Here is a 16,225-nt window from a genome sequence, read left to right as displayed (position 1 = left end):
GGCTAGCGGCCAAGCAGTTCGGCCATTGCCGCGAACACCTGGCGCATGGCCGCCGCGCTGCGGCCCGGCCCACCGGCACAATGGCCCCAGTCCGATTCGAGCACCCGCAGCTCGGCACCCGGAATCAGCGCGGCCTCGTGGCGGGCATCCTCGACGGTGAAATACAGATCGCTGCTGCCGGGCATAAGGATGGACCGAGCACGGATGCGCCCCAGCGCTTCGGCCAGCGAGCCGGCAGCGAAGCTGCGGGCCGGGTCGGCCGATTGCCAGGTATGCAGCACGCAGAGCAGGTCGTTGGCGTCCTGCTCCAGATGATCCTGTTCCCAGTAGTCGAGCAGCGCCTCAAGGCTATCGAAGCCCAGCTCGCGCCACAGCTCATGACGATAGAACGCCTGCGAATAGGCCCAGCCGGCATAGGCACGGCCGAAAGCCCGCAGCCCGCGTTCCGGCGGCACGCTGTAGCGCCCTCCCAGCCAGGCGGCGTCGGCGCACAGCGCCGCCTTCACCCCTTCGAGAAACACCCGATTGTGCGGCCAGCAGCGTGCCGTACAGCAGAACGGCAGGATGGCACGCATCCGCTCCGGATAGGCCATTGCCCAGAACAGTGTCTGCATGCCGCCCATGGACCAGCCGCTGACCAGGGCGAGCTGCCAGTCGTCGCCATACAACCGATCGAGCAACGCCTTCTGCGCCCTCACGTTGTCCAGCAGGCCGACCTGCGGGAAGTCCGCTGCGCCCTGACCGGGCGCAGCGTTGCTCGGCGAAGTCGACCAGCCTGCGCCAAACAGGTTGGTCAGCACCACGCAGTAATCGCCGCCTGCCAGCGGGCTATCCGCACCAAGCAGGGGCAGGCTGCCCCAATGTGTGCCGCCGTAGTAGCTCGGAATCAGCACCAGGTTGTCCCGCGCGCGGTTCGGCGTGCCCACTACCTGATAGCAGAGCCGCGCATTGCGCAGGCGTTCGCCGTTTTCGAGGCGCATTTCGCCCAGCGCAAAAAATTTCTTTTCCCTTTTTATTTCAATCATCTGCGTGACTCCTGCAGTGGCGCGGAGGGCGCCAGGCGGCACCAGCGTCGGCCCGTTTCTATACACACTGGCATGTATATTGGATGAAGGAATCGTGCCAGCGGCCCCGGCCGCCATTCATGACTCCAAGGAGCGCAAGCCGATGACCAGCTTTCCCCTCTCCTCCGTCGAGGAGTTGAAACAGCAGTTGCAGGACAAGGGTGTGAAGTACGCGATGGCCAGCTACGTCGACATCCACGGCGTGATCAAGGGCAAGTTCGTCCCCATCGCCCATCTCGGCCAGATGCTCCGCGGCTCCGAGCTCTACACCGGTGCGGCGCTGGACGGCGTCCCGCAGGAGATCAGCGACAACGAGGTGGCCGCGATGCCAGACCCGGCGACCGCCACCCAGTGCAGCTGGAACCGCGATCTCGCCTGGTTCGCCAGCGACCTCTACCTGGACGGCAAGCCCTTCGACGCCTGCTCGCGCGGCATTCTCAAGCGCCAGACCGAAGCCGCTGCGGCGCTGGGCTACACCTTCAACCTCGGCATCGAGACCGAGTTCTTCCTGTTCAAGGACACCCCCGAGGGCGGCTTCGCGCCCATTTCCGAGCGCGACGACATGGCCAAGCCCTGCTACGACCCGCGCCTGCTGATGGACAACCTGCCCATCGTCGACGAACTGGTGCAGGCGATGAACGAGATGGGCTGGGGCGTCTACTCCTTCGACCACGAGGACGCCAACGGCCAGTTCGAAACCGATTTCAAGTACACCGACGCCCTCGGCATGGCCGACCGCTTCGTGTTCTTCCGCATGATGGCGGGCGAGATCGCCCGCAAGCACGGCGCCTTCGCCACCTTCATGCCCAAGCCCTCGGCCAACCGCACCGGCAGCGGCGCGCACTACAACATGTCGCTCGCCGACATCGAGACCGGCAAGAACCTGTTCGAAGTCGATGGCGAAGACCCTTACGGCTGCGGCGTGACCCCGCTGGCCTATCACTTCATCGCCGGGGTGCTGAAACACGCCAAGGCCATCTGCGCGGTCATCGCGCCTACGGTCAACAGCTACAAGCGGCTGATCCGCAAGGGCGCCATGTCCGGCTCGACCTGGGCGCCGGTGTTCTGCTGCTACGGCAACAACAACCGCACCAACATGCTGCGCATTCCATCCCAGGGCGCGCGGGTCGAATGCCGCGCCGCCGACATCGGCTGCAACCCCTACCTCGGTGCCGCGATGATCCTCGCCGCCGGCCTGGAGGGCATCCGCGACAAGCTCGATCCCGGCCAGCCGCACCGCGAGAACATGTATCACTACAGCGAACGGGAGGTCGCGCAGATGGGCATCGAGACCCTGCCGCGCACCCTCAGCGAAGCCATCGACGCCTTCGAGGCCGACCCGCTGTCGCGCCAGGTGTTCGGCGATGCCATGTACCAGGCCTTTGTCGAGTTCAAGCGCGACGAATGGAATGCCTACCACACCCATGTTTCCGACTGGGAAATCCAGCGCTATCTGAAGTTCTTCTGAACCGGGAGTACCGCCATGCACGGCACGATGATGAAAAAGCTGCTCTGCGCCGGGGCCATTGCCCTCGCCGCCCTCTCCCCGCTGGCCCAGGCGGAGGAGAAAAAGACCTTCAACCTGGCCTGGACCATTTACGTCGGCTGGATGCCCTGGAAGTACGCCGACGAGTCGGGAATCATGAAGAAATGGGCCGACAAGTATGGGATCGAGGTGAACATCAGCCAGATCAACGACTACGTTGAGTCCATCAACCAGTACAGCGCCGGCCAGTTCGACGGCGTGGTCGCCACCAGCATGGATGCGCTGTCGATTCCGGCGGCCGGTGGCGTCGACACCACCGCGCTGATCGTCGGCAGCTACTCCAACGGCAACGACGGCCTGGTGATGAAGGGCACCAGCGATCTCAAACAGATCAAGGGCCAACAGGTGCACCTGGTGGAACTGTCGGTGTCGCATTACATCCTGGCCAAGGCGCTGGACAGCGTAGGCCTGTCGGAGAAGGACGTGCAGGTGGTCAACACCTCGGACGCCGACATCGTCGCTGCCTTCAGCACGGCCGATGTACGCAACGTGGCGACCTGGAGTCCGCTGCTGCAGGAAGTCGCCGCCACACCGGATGCACATCAGGTCTTCGACTCGGCCAGCGTGCCGGGCCACGTCAAGGACCTGCTGATCGTCAACAGCGAGACGCTGGCCGACAACCCGGCGTTCGGCAAGGCGGTTACCGGCGCCTGGTACGAGGTGATGGCGATCATGGCCAGCGACACGCCGCAAGGCGCCGAGCTGCGCGCCCAGCTGGGCGCAGCTTCCGGCACCGACCAGGCCGGCTACGAGGCGCAACTCAAGGGCACCCACATGTTCTATCAGCCAGCCGAAGCGGTCGCCTTCATCTCCGGCGAACCGGCCCACGAAGCGATGGACAGCGTGCGCAAGTTCTCCTTCGACCACGGCCTGCTGGGCGACGGTGCCGATTCGGCGGACTTCGTCGGTATCGCCATGCCGGCCGGCGCGCTCGGTGATCAGGGCAATCTCAAGCTGCGCTTCGACACCACCTACATGCAGATGGCCGCCGACGGCGCCCTGTGAGGGCTTGCCACGCAGCGGGCCTTGCCGGCACGCTGCGTGGCCGCCGCGCATTTCGAGGAGCCTCATGCGCCGTACCAAAGAAGACGCCGAACAGACCCGCCTCAAGATCATCGCCGCGGCGCTCGAGCTGTTCAGCCGCAACGGCTATTCGAACACCACCCTGGCGATGATCGCCGAGGCCGCCGGCTTCAGCCGTGGCCCGATCTACTGGCACTTCAAGAGCAAGGACGAGCTGTACGAAGCGGTGCTGGCCTATTCCCAGGAGCCGCTGGAGCAGCTGATCGAGCAGAGTCGCCAGCTGGCCGGCAGCCCGCAGGCTGCGCTGGAGCACTTCGTCGGCGAATGGTTTCGCCTGCTGCTGGACGAGCGCTGGTATCGGCAGTCCTTCGAGATCCTGCTGAACAAGACCGAACTCACCGCGCAGATGGCGAGCACCCTGAAACGCGAACGCAAGCTCACCCGTGCCATGGTGCAGCTGCTGGAAGACCTGATTGCCAAGGCCCACGCGGATGAAGGATCGGCGCGATCACTGGCCTTGCTGCTCTATTCGAGCCTGATGGGCATCACCCATACCTGGCTGCTGTCGCCCAAGCTCTTTTCGCTGAGGGAACAGGCACCGTTTCTCACCAGACGTCTGTTGAGCTCCATGGCGCCGGGCTTGGAGAAGGCAGGCGGGACAAGCGGAACGGGTCGATCAGCCGAGTAGCCGTGGACGCTTGAGCTTGTTCAGCAGAGCGGGCCGAAGCGCGGCGGCATCGGCATCGATGGAGGCGATCAAGCCAGCGATTTCAGCGCGCGACAGCGAGATGCGGCACGGAAGTCCGGTCAGCAGCAGGGATTCGCCAGTGGCCTCATCGAGCAACATCACGCGCACCGTGGTTGGCGAGTCCATCCGTGCGTGGAACACCAGCGGTTCGTAGTGTTGCTGGACCAGAGCGAAGGCCTCCGGCTGTCTGAATCGTTTCATGGCGACAACTCCTTTTGTCGGGGCGCGGATTCTAGCAGCGGTGATCGCCTCGCAGGCGGCCGGATTGCCAACAGCGCCACAAGCTGGATGGAGATATCACTAGAACGTGGTGGGATGGACGCCAACAGAACGCCAGGCTTTGCTTCAGGGGCAGGAAAAGCCAAGTGCTGCAAGAATGGGAGATAGGAGATGGGACCAAGCTGGGGCCGTTTACACCCTCTTTTCCGTACCGCAGAAACGCTGAAGGCCCCGAAATACGGGGCCTTCAGGTTTTCAGATGGCGGAAGCGCAGAGATTCGAACTCTGGGAAGGGTCTCCCCTTCGGCGGTTTTCAAGACCGCTGCCTTCAACCACTCGGCCACACTTCCGGATAAAGCGGGCGCAATAGTACCGGATAGAAATACACTGTCAAACACTGATGCTAGGCAGCTGGACTGCCTCTGTTATGATCCGGGACAAATCGTCCCAGGCTTGATTTCATCCAAGGAGTGTCGCCATGCACGAACACGAATACGCGCTTAGCCACACGCAGGTCGAACAGCGTGAGGTCAGCAAGGTCCTGCGCAACACCTACGGGCTGCTGGCCATGACGCTCGCGTTCAGCGGCCTGGTGGCATACCTGTCCATGCAGGCCAACGCCGCCTACCCGAATATCTTCGTGGTGCTGATCGGCTTCTACGGCCTGTTCTTCCTTACCGCCAAACTGCGCAACTCGGTATGGGGCCTGGTGTCCACCTTCGCCCTGACCGGCTTCATGGGCTATACGCTCGGCCCGATCCTCAACATGTACCTGGGGTTGGCCAACGGTGGTGAGCTGATCAGCTCGGCGCTGTCGATGACCGCACTGGTGTTCTTCGGGCTGTCGGCCTACGTGCTGATCACCCGCAAGGACATGAGCTTTCTCAGCGGCTTCATCACTGCGGGTTTCTTCGTGCTGATCGGTGCGATGCTGGCGGGCTTCTTCTTCCAGATCACCGGGCTGCAGCTGGCGATCAGCGCAGGTTTCGTGCTGTTCTCCTCGGCCTGCATCCTGTTCCAGACCAGCGCGATCATCCATGGTGGCGAGCGCAACTACATCATGGCTACCATCGGCCTGTTCGTGTCGCTGTACAACCTGTTCATCAGCCTCCTGCAGCTGCTGGGCATCTTCGGCGGCGACGACTGATTCAGCGCTGAACCTGCCCGCCTCGGCGAGCAATCCGACACCCTGCGAAGGCAACGCTTTCGCAGGGTGTTTTCGTTTGGGCGGTCAATCCGTCGCGTTTCAGCCGGCGCGCGAGGCCTGAGCCTCGGGCGAGGCATCCTCGAAGCGGTCTACCTGTCGCAGGCTTCTGAAGCCGAGCATCCAGCCGCCGGTCACCGCAAGCGTGCAGAAGCTGCCCAGCAGTGCCGCCGGTACCGCACCGAGCCAGGCGGCACTGGTACCGGCGCGGAACTCACCGAGCTCGTTGGACGAACCGATGAACAGCATGTTCACGGCATTGACGCGTCCACGCATGGCGTCAGGCGTGGAGAACTGGATCAGCGACGAGCGGATGTACATGCTCACCATGTCCGCACCTCCGGCGACGAACAGCGCGGCGAACGACAGCCAGAACAGGCTGGATAGCGCGAAGACCATGTTGGCGAGGCCGAACACCGCCACGGCAATGAACATGGTCATGCCGACATGGCGGTTGAACGGCCGCGTGCTCAGGTAGAAGCCCACCATCACCTCACCCAGCGCCATGGCGCTGCGCAGTGCACCGAGGCCGGTCGGGCCGACGTTCAGCACCTCCTGGGCGTAGATTGGCAACAGCGCGACCACACCGCCGAGCAGCACGGCGAACAGATCCAGCGAGATGGTGCCGAGGATGATCGGCCGCGAGCGAATAAAGCGGATGCCGGCGGTGAAGCGCTGCCATGCGGTAGCCTCCAGCGCCCGCATGGCCTCGCCGTAGCGCACCGGTACCCGTTGCAACAGCACGATTGCCGCGAGGAAGAACAGCAGGCAGGCCGCATAGGTCAGCCCGCCACCGCCGAGTGCGTAAAGGCCACCGCCGAACACCGGCCCGGCGATGGTCGAGCCGCGCACGATCATGCTGTTGGCGGCGATGGCTGCAGCCAGGCGCTCACGCGGCACGATCTGCGGCAACAGGCTGGACAACGCCGGCGCGGTGAAGGCGCGGGCGCAACCGTAGAACACCAGCACGATATAGAAGCTCGGCACCGCCCCGCCGCTGAGCGAGAGCCACAACAGAGCCGCCGCGCAGATCGCCTCGAGCGCCCAGCTCAGGGCGAGGATGCGCTTGCGATCGTAGCGATCGATCAGGTCGCCGGCAGGCATCAGCAGCAGGAACATCGGGACGAACTGCGCCAGGCCGACATAGGCCAGCGACAGCGGATCGCGAGTCATGTCGTACACCTGCCAGGCCACCACGACGGCGAGGATCTGCACGGCGAACATGGCCAGCACGCGACTGATCAGAAATGGCAGAAAGCCAGGCTGACGGTAGACGGAATCAGGCAAAGCGGAAGCGTCGGCAACAGACATGGGATATCCAGACGGCCAGGCCCGGTACCGGGCAGAAAGCCGGCCAATCTACCGGAGGGGCGAAGACCCGAGCAATGCTGGCCCGGCCGGCCGCTCTCGGACCAGCAACGTTGCTCGGCGATCTGGCGTGCCTTTTCCCCCGACGAGCGCCGGAATGGGCGCCGACGGATTCTTCATCCGCTTGGCTGGCGTATCATGTCGGCTGTTTCGCAATGGTGCCCCGATGAAATTCGTAATCGCCCTGTTCGCCCCGCCCCACTCACCGGCCGCGCGTCGCGCGCTGCGCTTCGCCGAAGCCACGCTGGCTGGCGGCCATGAGATCAGTCGCCTGTTCTTCTACCAGGACGGCGTACACAGCGCCTCGGCAAACATCGTCGCGGCGCAGGATGAGCTGGACGTGGCGGCCGAATGGAGTCGTTTCGTCAGCGCTAACCAGCTGGACGGTGTGGTCTGCATCGCCGCGGGTTTGCGGCGCGGCGTGCTCGATGCCAGCGAAGCGCAGCGTTATCAGCGACCCGCGGCAAACCTTGCGGCCGGCTGGGAGCTGTCCGGCCTGGGCCAACTGCATGAAGCGGCGCAGCAAGCCGATCGCCTCGTCTGCTTCGGAGGTCATTGATGACGCGTTCCCTGCTCATCATCAGCCGCCAGGCGCCCTGGTCCGGCCCATCCGCCCGCGAGGCTCTGGACATCGTGCTGGCCGGCGGCGCCTTCGAGCTGCCGCTGGGGATGCTGTTCCTCGACGACGGCGTATTCCAGCTCGCCGCCGCGCAGCAGGCGGCATCCGTCGAGCAGAAGGATTTGACTGCGAATCTGCAGGCACTGCCACTGTTCGGTATCGATGCCCTGTTCGCCGCACGACGCAGCCTCAGCGAGCGCAACCTCGCCGAATCGGCGCTGGCACTGCCGGTCGAGATCCTCGACGATGCCGGCCTGCGCACCCTGATCAACCGCTACGACCATGTGATCACGATCTGATGGCTACTCTGCACCTGCTTTCCCATTCGCCGTTCAGCGACAGCCGCTTCGCCAGCTGCCTGCCGCTGCTGGGCGACGCCGACGCCCTGCTGTTGACCGGTGACGCCACCTATGCGCTACAGCCCGGCAGCCAACCGTGCCAGGCGCTGGAGCAGCTGCCCGAGCAGGTCGCCCTGTTCGCCTTGGAAGAAGACGTGCAGGCCCGCGCGATCGCCGCCCTGCTACCGCGCGTCCAGCTGCTGGACTATCCCGGCTTCGTCGAACTGACCTGTCGCTATCCGCGGGTCAACAGCTGGTTATGAGCCTGATCGTCGAAGGGCGCGAGATCGCGCTGGACCAGGATGGTTTTCTCGTCGATCTGGCGGACTGGAGCGAAGCCGTGGCCGAGGCCCTGGCGGCTCGGGAGGAACTGGCCCTCGAAGCCGAGCACTGGGAGATCATTCATCTGCTGCGCGCCTTCTATGCCGAGTTCCAGCTCTCCCCGGCCACGCGACCGCTGATCAAGTACGCCGCGCTCAAACTCGGCGCGGAAAAAGGCAACAGCCTGCACCTCAACCGTCTGTTCAAGGGCACCCCAGCCAAACTGGCCGCCAAGCTGGCGGGGCTGCCGAAACCGAGCAATTGCCTATGATCCTCGAGACTCCTGCCGAACACCCCTTCGCCGTGTATGTGCGCATCCTCGGCAAGGGCAAACGTGGCGCCCGCGACCTGACGCGTGAAGAAGCCCGCGAAGCCATGGGCATGCTGCTCGACGGCAAGGTCGAGGAGGCCCAGCTCGGCGCCTTCCTCATGCTGTTGCGGCACAAGGAAGAAAGCGCCGAAGAGCTGGCCGGCTTCACCGAAGCGGTACGCGACCGGGTGCAGGCGCCGACGATGGCCGTCGACCTCGACTGGCCAAGCTACGCCGGCAAGAAGCGCCACCTGCCCTGGTACCTGCTGGCGGCCAAGTGCCTGGCAGCCAACGGCGTACGCATCCTCATGCACGGCGGTGGCGCCCACACCGCCGGGCGCATCTATAGCGAACAGCAGCTTGAGCTGCTGGGCATCCGTGGCTGCGACGACTGGTCCGAGGTCGGTGCTGCGCTGGATGAGAACCGCCTTGCCTTCATTCCGCTGGGCGCCTGGATGCCGGTGCTGCAACGCATGATCGACATGCGCAACCTGCTCGGCCTGCGCTCGCCGATTCACTCGCTGGCGCGCCTGCTCAATCCGCTCGGCGCGCGCTGCGGCCTGCAGAGTATCTTCCACCCCGGCTATCAGGACACACACCGCCAGGCCAGCACATTGCTCGGCGACCACGCCATCGTCATCAAGGGCGAAGGCGGTGAGGTCGAGATGAATCCGGACAATATCTCCCATATTTACGGCACCACTGGCGGGCTGCCCTGGGACGAAGAATGGCCGGCATTGTCCGAGCGCCGCCATGTGAAACCGGCGCAGCTGGACGCTCAGCAGCTACTGGCCGTGTGGGAAGGTCGCGAAGAAGATGCCTATGGCGAACTCGCCGTGATCGCCACCATGGCCCTGGCTCTGCGAGGCCTTGGCGCGACACGGGACGCAGCTTTCGAGCAGGCGCGTGGTTACTGGCACAGCCGCCATTCATCGATTTAAGCGATAGGATTAACCCGCCATTCGGTCACATCGATCGAACGATGCTTCCTAGACTGGCCTCCTATTCCGTAACAGGAGGGCACCATGGGACTACTGATCGATGGCCAGTGGCACGACCGCTGGTACGCAAGCCGCGACGGCAAATTCGAACGCGAACAGGCCAAGCGCCGGCACTGGGTCACCCCCGACGGCGCGCCCGGGCCCAACGGCCAGGGTGGCTTCAAGGCCGAGGCGGGTCGCTACCATCTCTATGTTTCACTCGCCTGTCCGTGGGCGCACCGCACGCTGATCTACCGCAGGCTCAAGGGCCTCGAGCCGCTGATCGATATTTCGGTGGTCAGCTGGCTGATGGCCGAGCACGGCTGGACCTTCGACAAGTCCACCGGCTCCAGCGGCGACGCGTTGGACGACCTCGACTACCTGCATCAGCGCTACAGCCGTGACGATCCGAAGTATTCGGGTCGAGTCACCGTTCCCGTTCTGTGGGATCGCGAGCGCCAGTGCATCGTCAACAACGAGTCGGCCGAGATCATCCGCATCTTCAATGACGCGTTCGACGAGCTGACCGGCTCTACGCTGGATTTCTACCCGGAGGCGCTGCATGGCGAAATCGACGCACTGAATGCGCGGATCTATCCGGCGATCAACAACGGTGTCTACCGCGCAGGTTTCGCCACGACGCAGGACGCCTACGAGGAAGCCTTCGACGACCTGTTCCGCGAGTTCGACTGGCTGGAACGACGCCTGGGCAAGCAGCGCTACCTGACCGGGGAGTACCTGACCGAAGCCGACTGGCGCCTGTTCACCACTGTCATCCGCTTCGACGCGGTGTATCACGGCCACTTCAAGTGTAATCTGCGCCGTATCGAGGATTATCCGAACCTGTCGAACTGGCTACGCGAGCTTTACCAGTGGCCGGGGATTGCCGAGACCGTGGATTTCACCCACATCAAGAACCACTACTACGCCAGCCACCGGCAGATCAACGCCAACGGCATCGTCCCGCAAGGGCCACTGCTCGGCCTGGATCGCCCACACGATCGCGAGCGGCTACCGGGACGCGGGATATGGTCGCGCTAAGACCAAGTCCTTTGCCGCTGATCAGGCGCGCAACACTGCGCTGATCATCCCTGTCCCTAGCTTGCCGTACCGTGCTCGAGCATGTGGCACATGGCGGTCTTCAGCTTCATCGGCCGCACCGGCTTGTGCATCAGCATATGGCCGAGCTCGCGGACCTGCTGCTTGAGCTCGTTGCTGTAGTTGGCGGTAATCATCAAGGCCGGGAGCGGGCTGGCGCGTCGCGCATTGACGGTGGCCACCACGTCAATGCCGGTGTGGCCGTTGTCCAGGTGGTAGTCGGCGATCATCAGATCGGCCTCGGCGTGGAAGTTGTCCACCTGCCGCGCCAGGTCCTCCTCGGACAGTGCCGTGATTACCTTGCAGCCCCAGCCTTCCAGCAATGTGCGCATACCCGCACAGATCGCCGTGTCGTTATCCAGCACCCAGACCCGGGCACCCTGCAGCCGCTGCAGCACCAGCTCCGTGGTGCTTGGCTCAGGTCGCGCCTTGGGTGCGCGCTTGGCCAGCGGTACGTCGATGGCGAAGCACGAGCCTCGCCCCGGATGCGAACTGACCCGGATGCGATGGCCGAGCATGCGCGCGATCTTCTCGACGATGGCCAGGCCAAGACCGAGGCCGCGATCCTGATTCGGTCGCACACCCTCGCCGCGCTTGAACTCCTGAAAGATTTCCTCGAGCTTATCCGCTGGGATGCCCACGCCGGTATCCCAGACCTCGATGGACAGGCTCTGCCGGTGCCGGCGACAACCCAGTAGCACGCGTCCGTTGGGCGTGTAGCGAATCGCGTTGGTCAGCAGGTTGCGCAGGATGCGCGCCAACAGCTGGATATCGCTGCGCACCAGCGCCGAACAGGGAATGAAGTCCAACTGCAGCTGTTCGGCCCCGGCGATCTGGCGAAACTCCATGGCCAGGTTCTCGAGCAGCTCACTGACAGCGAACGGGGCGATATCCGGTTTGATCACGCCGGCATCCAGCTTGGAAATATCGACCAGCGTGCCGAGCAGGTTCTCCACGTCCTCCAGTGAATTGCTGATGTTGCGGATCAACCCGCTGCTGGACGTGCCCGGCTGTTCCAGCAGAGCGCTGGTGAACAGCCGGGCGGCGTTGAGCGGCTGCAGCAGGTCATGACTGACCGCGGCAAGGAACTTGGTCTTGGACAGGTTGGCCACTTCCGCCTCGCGCTTGGCTTCGCGCAAACGCGCCTCGACATGGCTGCGCTCGTCGATCTCTCGCAGCAGCTGATCGTTGAGGCTGGTCAGCTCGGCGGTGCGCTCACGCACCCGCTGTTCGAGATTCTGATAGGCCTGGTGCAACGCCTCGGCGGTGCGCCGGCGATCGGTGATGTCCTGAATCAGCACGAAGATGCCGGCCACCTCGCCATTGGCCTGCCGGTTCGGTACATAGGAGCGCAGCATGTAGCGCTGCTGGCCGGCATGGTTGCGCTCGGCCATCTCGAAGCTGACGCTCTCGCCCGACAGTGCGCGATCGATGTAGGGCTCCAGTTGCCGCCAGTGCTCGCCGCTGTGCACCTCGCGCAGCGACTGGCCGAGCATGCCGTCGCTGGGCCAGCGGTACCATTCCTCGTAGACCTTGTTGGTGAACTCGTAGGTGAGATCGGCCGACACATAGGCGATCAACGCCGGCACGTGGTCGGTGATCAGGCGAATCCAGCGCTCGCTCTCGCGCAGCGCCTCGGCATGGCGGTAACGCTCGGTGATGTCGGTGAAGGTATTGACGAAGCCGCCAGTGGGCAGCGCGTGGGTACGAATTTCCAGCACGCGGCCGTCGAACAGGCGCTGTTCCAGCTCGCGAATCGGCCGGCCGCGGGCGTCACGGCTGTTGGGTGTGAGCAGGGTCAGCTCGCTGTCGGCCATGACCTCTTCGAACGGCCTATGTGCCTCGATCGGCGCCAGCCCGCAGAGCTCGAGGAAGCGCCGGTTCCACAGCTCCAGTGCACCCTCGGCGCTGACCATCGCCACGCCCTGGGACAGGTTGTCCACCGCACGCTGCAGCAGACGCGACTTCTGCGCCAGCGCCTGCTCGCGGCGCATGGTTTCGCTGACCTTCACCTCGGTGATGTCGGTGTAGAGAATCACCAGGCCGCCTTCGCGGGTCGGGCGCTCGCTGACCTGCACCCAGCGCCCGTTGTTCAGGCGGTACACCGTGGGCTCATCGCCCTTGCCGCGATGCTCCTCGACGATCAGCCCGGTGCTTTCCGCCAGCCGCCGCACCTCTGCCAGCCGCGTACCGGCGTTGATGCGCGCGCGCGTGCGCGTCCATAGCGACTTGAAGCGGCGGTTGAACAGGACGATGCGCTGGTCGCGGTCGAACAACACGAACGCATCGGAAATGCTCTCGATGGCATCGACCAGGTGCTGGTGCGCGGTTTCCGCGCGCAACCGCGCATCGCTGAGCAGCTGGTTGCTGCCCTTGAGTTCGGCCATCGCCTGATTCAAGGCATCGGTGCGCTCGCGCACCTGCTCGGCCAGTTCCACCGAGTGCTGGAAGGCCGCGTAGGAGGCATCGCGGCCGGCACCGCTGGATTCGACGCGCTCGATCAGCGCAGCGTTGATGCGTTTGAGCTTGAGGTTCTCGCGCTCGAGTTCGGCCTGGCGCGCCAGCAGCTCAGCGACCTGCCCGGCCTCCCGGTCGGCCAATGGCGACGCCGGTGAAGGTCTGGTTGATATGCATGCCATTGAACTGCTCTCCGTAGGTGTTGAAGCCGATCACCTGCTGGCGTCGGAGAAAAGCCGAGGTCTGTTCGCTGGTATCGTTGGCCTCGATTTCCAGGCGGCGAAGGAAGCAATCACAGCCGATCGTGAGCAGCGGTGGGCCGAGGCGCTGTTCCAGTCGCTCAAATAACGCTTCCAGGTTCGGCATCAGCGGCCCCGGCTCCATGGCGGTCAGCACGATGCCGTTCTCCACGGCGCAATAGAAGGTCAGGCTCATGTCCTCGTTGACCTTCTGAATCGAACGCACGTAGTAGTGCTCATTGATTCGCACCGCCAGCGGATGGGCGGCGAACAGCCGATGATCGAGATCGCTGACCGGCACGCCGATCAGCCGTGCGTATTCCTCGGCGGCCGGCTCGGCGTTCAGCTCGTAGACCCGTCGACTGGTACTGTCGGCGCGGGTCACCACCAGCTTGTCTTCGAGCGGCAGGATGTGGTGAGTGGTGAACACCTCGAAATCCAGCCAGGTGTTGATCAGCACCACGATGGCCGCACCGCTGTAGAAGCGGCCGTCGTAATAGACGTAGGTGTCGCTCAGGTGATTGTCGTCGCCGGCCGAACCGCCGAAATGCGGAATGCTGCCGAAGGCCGCGCTGAGCGCGGACAGCACCACCTCCTCGCGGCTTGACAGTCCGTCGAGCAGGGTCAGCGCGAAGCTGTGATCCTTGATCGGCGCCAGCGAGTTGCTGCGGCAGTCGCTACCCAGGCGTTCGACCAGTTGCTGCGCCTCGATCAGGCTGAAGCGATCCATCTCGTCGATCAGTTCGCAGGCGATGGAAAAGCTCCGATGGTCGAAGCCGACCGCAGTCACGCAGCTGCGGCCGTAACCTTGGGAGGTGATCTCGCCCGCAGAGGTGCAACCGACCAGACGCACACCGCCGAAGTACTGGCGCAGCGCATCGCCCAGCGCCGGAAGATCGTATTCCGCCGAACAAAAGAACAGCACGAAGCCCAGATGCGGATGCATCAGCTGGCGCGCCAGGTCCTGGGCCACCGTCTCGGGCAGCCGGGCCTCGGACATCGCGGTGCGGATAACTTCGCCTTGTTGTTCGGTCACGCACGATACCCCGCACCACCTGAATCGGATGACCCCATTCTTGGCCAGGGCATATGGCCCGAAAATGCTACTTGAGTACCGGTAAAGGCCTGCCTAGGTAGCATCGCGACGAAACAACGCGGGCTAGCAACAGTTCCGCTGCCGACAGTGCTCATCTGAGCCCTTTCAGATAGCGAAAAAGGCTGACCCCCTCGCGGGGGCCAGCCTTTCAGGATGCAGCGGTTATCTCTGCATCGGGGGCGTGGGGACGATCAACGTACCTACCACTGCATCGCAACGGATGACGCGACCTACGGTTCGGCTGCCATCCGCGCCCTGTACTCAGCTTAGAAGCTCAGCGCCGCACCCACTGCGAAGGTGCGGGTTTCCTCGTCCAGCACCGGGGTGTCCTTGCCTTCGATCTCGAACTGGTTCAGCTCGGCGACCAGGGTCAGGTTGTCGTTGATGCTGTGGAACAGCGCGATGCCGCGGGTTTCAAAGTCTGCCGCGTTGTTGCCAAGACCATTGCCGTCGTCCTTGGTCTTGCCATAGGACAGCGCCACGCGGTTCTTGCCGAAGCGGTAGGAACCCTGCAGCAGGTAGCCGTCGCTGTCCACTTCACGCAGCAGTGCTTCGCCGGCGTTGTTGGTGAAGAACGGGTTGATGCCTTCCGCCTGGAAGCCCGACGCGGTCAACGACAGGTTGCCCATCTTGGCCTGCACGCCATAGCCCAGGCCTTTGGAGTCAACTTTCTCGACGCTGCTATCGGTATTGTCCGAGCTCTGCTGCATACCGTTGATCCAGGTGTAGAACTGGGTACCGCCCAGCTCGAACTCGTAGGTCACCTCGGTCTCGAAACGCGGTGCGTCCTGGTAAGCCTTGTCCAAATCGCTTCCCGGCACCGTTGGATCATCCGCCACTTCAGTCGTATCGACCGGGTCCATGATGCCGGCAGCGATGCGCAGGCCGTTCATTTTCGGCGAGCGGTAAGTGATCTGCGAGGTCGGGAACGGGTACGGGTAGCCGGTACCGATGTTGCCGAAGGAGACGCCACCGCCATCGACCAGGCCCAGGGTGTCGCTGACCTGACCGTAGCCGCTGAGCATCTCGTCGAGCAGGATATTGGAGCGCCCGAACAGACCGAAGTCCTTACCGAACAGCACTTCACCCCACTGCTCGTTGGCGACAGTGGCGTAGAACTGACGAACGTCGATACCGGTTTCGGTACCGTTGGTATCGCTGTCGTTGATGGTCACCCAGAACGAGGAGCGGCCGCCCAGCTTGAGGTCGCCGACCTGCTTGCCGAAGTTGAAGCCGATCCAGTTGGGCAGGAAGCCCATCTTCACCCGCGACTGCTTGCGATCGAACTGCTCGCCGTCCCGTTCCACGTCGCTGTGGACGTAGAAGGTGTTGAAGTAACCATCGGTGGAGAAGGTAGTGTCGTTCTCGTCATAGAGCACGATCTCAGCCATGGCCGACTGGCTCACGGTCATGGCAACAGCACTGGCCAAGGCCAGTGGCAGCAGGGTTGATACGGCTTTCTTGTTGTTGTGCATGGCGCTCTCCGCTGTATTGACGACTCGCAGTCGTGTCGGGAGCGATTATCGAAAGGCCTCATGGGTGGACATACGCTGCGATAGCGGCGAAAGGCTAGTACTTTCGCCGCGGTCCTGGTC

General features: G+C 63.8%; 16 protein-coding genes and 1 tRNA gene. 10 read left to right on the top strand and 7 right to left on the bottom strand.

The genetic code is table 11. The features are described from left to right. Positions 1–2: 2 nt before the first annotated feature. A complete protein-coding gene (locus ACX1DW_RS06370; RefSeq protein WP_458993027.1) occupies positions 3–1,025 on the bottom strand; it encodes an alpha/beta fold hydrolase in 1,023 nt (340 codons plus the stop codon). Positions 1,026–1,167: 142 nt separating this feature from the next. Here ACX1DW_RS06370 and glnT point away from each other — a divergent pair, with 142 nt between their 5' ends. The 3 genes from glnT (at position 1,168) to ACX1DW_RS06355 (ending at position 4,321) form a co-directional block, all read left to right on the top strand. Then, complete coding sequence (gene glnT / locus ACX1DW_RS06365; RefSeq protein WP_458993026.1) at positions 1,168–2,532, top strand: type III glutamate--ammonia ligase; 1,365 nt, start codon at positions 1,168–1,170, stop codon at positions 2,530–2,532. Between the two features lie 15 nt (positions 2,533–2,547). Then, a complete protein-coding gene (locus ACX1DW_RS06360; protein WP_102841190.1) occupies positions 2,548–3,615 on the top strand; it encodes a putative urea ABC transporter substrate-binding protein in 1,068 nt (355 codons plus the stop codon). 64 nt (positions 3,616–3,679) lie between these two features. Further along, positions 3,680–4,321, top strand: coding sequence for a TetR family transcriptional regulator (locus ACX1DW_RS06355; RefSeq protein WP_458993025.1), 642 nt, complete (start codon positions 3,680–3,682; stop codon positions 4,319–4,321). Here ACX1DW_RS06355 and ACX1DW_RS06350 read toward each other — a convergent pair. Both ACX1DW_RS06350 and ACX1DW_RS06345 read right to left on the bottom strand, forming a co-directional pair. Next, on the bottom strand, positions 4,310–4,582 hold the full coding sequence (locus tag ACX1DW_RS06350) for a DUF1652 domain-containing protein (protein ID WP_256068713.1): 273 nt from the start codon (positions 4,580–4,582) through the stop codon (positions 4,310–4,312). The genes ACX1DW_RS06355 and ACX1DW_RS06350 overlap by 12 nt on opposite strands. Positions 4,583–4,860: 278 nt before the next feature. After that, positions 4,861–4,950 (bottom strand) — tRNA-Ser (locus ACX1DW_RS06345). A gap of 128 nt (positions 4,951–5,078) precedes the next feature. On the opposite strand from ACX1DW_RS06345, the gene ACX1DW_RS06340 reads away from it, so the two are divergent. Beyond that, positions 5,079–5,747, top strand: a complete 669-nt coding sequence (locus tag ACX1DW_RS06340; RefSeq protein ID WP_011913132.1) for a Bax inhibitor-1/YccA family protein — start codon at positions 5,079–5,081, stop codon at positions 5,745–5,747. Between the two features lie 99 nt (positions 5,748–5,846). Here ACX1DW_RS06340 and ACX1DW_RS06335 read toward each other — a convergent pair whose 3' ends face one another. Then, positions 5,847–7,115: an MFS transporter gene (locus ACX1DW_RS06335; RefSeq protein ID WP_458993024.1), complete on the bottom strand. Its 1,269-nt coding sequence runs from the start codon at positions 7,113–7,115 to the stop codon at positions 5,847–5,849. A gap of 223 nt (positions 7,116–7,338) precedes the next feature. Here ACX1DW_RS06335 and tusD point away from each other — a divergent pair, with 223 nt between their 5' ends. From tusD to ACX1DW_RS06305, 6 genes are all read left to right on the top strand, one after another. After that, positions 7,339–7,731, top strand: a complete 393-nt coding sequence (gene tusD / locus ACX1DW_RS06330) for a sulfurtransferase complex subunit TusD (RefSeq protein ID WP_458993023.1) — start codon at positions 7,339–7,341, stop codon at positions 7,729–7,731. Then, positions 7,731–8,090 (top strand): sulfurtransferase complex subunit TusC, encoded by a 360-nt coding sequence (tusC, locus tag ACX1DW_RS06325; protein ID WP_125868935.1) that lies wholly within the window; start codon positions 7,731–7,733, stop codon positions 8,088–8,090. The genes tusD and tusC overlap by 1 nt, the downstream gene beginning before the upstream one ends. After that, the gene (gene tusB, locus ACX1DW_RS06320; RefSeq protein ID WP_458993022.1) at positions 8,090–8,392 is read left to right on the top strand and encodes a sulfurtransferase complex subunit TusB; all 303 of its coding nucleotides are present in this window, start codon (positions 8,090–8,092) and stop codon (positions 8,390–8,392) included. The genes tusC and tusB overlap by 1 nt, the downstream gene beginning before the upstream one ends. Next, positions 8,389–8,721 carry a TusE/DsrC/DsvC family sulfur relay protein gene (locus ACX1DW_RS06315; RefSeq protein ID WP_014596613.1) on the top strand — a complete coding sequence of 111 codons (333 nt, stop codon included), beginning with the start codon at positions 8,389–8,391 and terminating at the stop codon, positions 8,719–8,721. Before tusB ends, ACX1DW_RS06315 begins: the two co-directional genes overlap by 4 nt. Next, on the top strand, positions 8,718–9,701 hold the full coding sequence (locus tag ACX1DW_RS06310) for a glycosyl transferase family protein (protein WP_458993021.1): 984 nt from the start codon (positions 8,718–8,720) through the stop codon (positions 9,699–9,701). Before ACX1DW_RS06315 ends, ACX1DW_RS06310 begins: the two co-directional genes overlap by 4 nt. Before the next feature lie 84 nt (positions 9,702–9,785). Continuing rightward, on the top strand, positions 9,786–10,781 hold the full coding sequence (locus ACX1DW_RS06305; protein ID WP_458993020.1) for a glutathione S-transferase family protein: 996 nt from the start codon (positions 9,786–9,788) through the stop codon (positions 10,779–10,781). 56 nt (positions 10,782–10,837) lie between these two features. Here ACX1DW_RS06305 and nahK read toward each other — a convergent pair whose 3' ends face one another. From nahK to ACX1DW_RS06290, 3 genes are all read right to left on the bottom strand, one after another. Next, positions 10,838–13,477: a hybrid sensor histidine kinase/response regulator NahK/ErcS' gene (nahK, locus tag ACX1DW_RS06300; protein WP_458993019.1), complete on the bottom strand. Its 2,640-nt coding sequence runs from the start codon at positions 13,475–13,477 to the stop codon at positions 10,838–10,840. Then, a complete protein-coding gene (nosP, locus tag ACX1DW_RS06295) occupies positions 13,407–14,570 on the bottom strand; it encodes a nitric oxide-sensing protein NosP (protein WP_110777174.1) in 1,164 nt (387 codons plus the stop codon). The genes nahK and nosP overlap by 71 nt, the downstream gene beginning before the upstream one ends. A gap of 326 nt (positions 14,571–14,896) precedes the next feature. Continuing rightward, positions 14,897–16,105 (bottom strand): porin, encoded by a 1,209-nt coding sequence (locus tag ACX1DW_RS06290; RefSeq protein WP_458993018.1) that lies wholly within the window; start codon positions 16,103–16,105, stop codon positions 14,897–14,899. Positions 16,106–16,225 lie beyond the last annotated feature (120 nt).

Source organism: Stutzerimonas sp. KH-1 (genome assembly GCF_054483855.1).
The sequence above is the reverse complement of the archived record's forward strand: the minus strand, read 5'-3'. Positions and strand labels throughout refer to the sequence as shown.

Excerpts from the sequence above, each read along its gene's own strand:
- ACX1DW_RS06340 (WP_011913132.1), top strand. The coding sequence starts at position 5,079 with ATGCACGAACACGAATACGCGCTTAGCCACACGCAGGTCGAACAGCGT.
- ACX1DW_RS06315 (WP_014596613.1), top strand. The coding sequence starts at position 8,389 with ATGAGCCTGATCGTCGAAGGGCGCGAGATCGCGCTGGACCAGGATGGT.
- ACX1DW_RS06335 (WP_458993024.1), bottom strand. The coding sequence starts at position 7,115 with ATGTCTGTTGCCGACGCTTCCGCTTTGCCTGATTCCGTCTACCGTCAG.
- ACX1DW_RS06290 (WP_458993018.1), bottom strand. The coding sequence starts at position 16,105 with ATGCACAACAACAAGAAAGCCGTATCAACCCTGCTGCCACTGGCCTTG.
- ACX1DW_RS06370 (WP_458993027.1), bottom strand. The coding sequence starts at position 1,025 with ATGATTGAAATAAAAAGGGAAAAGAAATTTTTTGCGCTGGGCGAAATG.
- ACX1DW_RS06360 (WP_102841190.1), top strand. The coding sequence starts at position 2,548 with ATGCACGGCACGATGATGAAAAAGCTGCTCTGCGCCGGGGCCATTGCC.
- ACX1DW_RS06350 (WP_256068713.1), bottom strand. The coding sequence starts at position 4,582 with ATGAAACGATTCAGACAGCCGGAGGCCTTCGCTCTGGTCCAGCAACAC.
- tusC (WP_125868935.1), top strand. The coding sequence starts at position 7,731 with ATGACGCGTTCCCTGCTCATCATCAGCCGCCAGGCGCCCTGGTCCGGC.
- ACX1DW_RS06305 (WP_458993020.1), top strand. The coding sequence starts at position 9,786 with ATGGGACTACTGATCGATGGCCAGTGGCACGACCGCTGGTACGCAAGC.
- nahK (WP_458993019.1), bottom strand. The coding sequence starts at position 13,477 with ATGGCATGCATATCAACCAGACCTTCACCGGCGTCGCCATTGGCCGAC.
- tusB (WP_458993022.1), top strand. The coding sequence starts at position 8,090 with ATGGCTACTCTGCACCTGCTTTCCCATTCGCCGTTCAGCGACAGCCGC.
- ACX1DW_RS06355 (WP_458993025.1), top strand. The coding sequence starts at position 3,680 with ATGCGCCGTACCAAAGAAGACGCCGAACAGACCCGCCTCAAGATCATC.
- glnT (WP_458993026.1), top strand. The coding sequence starts at position 1,168 with ATGACCAGCTTTCCCCTCTCCTCCGTCGAGGAGTTGAAACAGCAGTTG.
- tusD (WP_458993023.1), top strand. The coding sequence starts at position 7,339 with ATGAAATTCGTAATCGCCCTGTTCGCCCCGCCCCACTCACCGGCCGCG.
- ACX1DW_RS06310 (WP_458993021.1), top strand. The coding sequence starts at position 8,718 with ATGATCCTCGAGACTCCTGCCGAACACCCCTTCGCCGTGTATGTGCGC.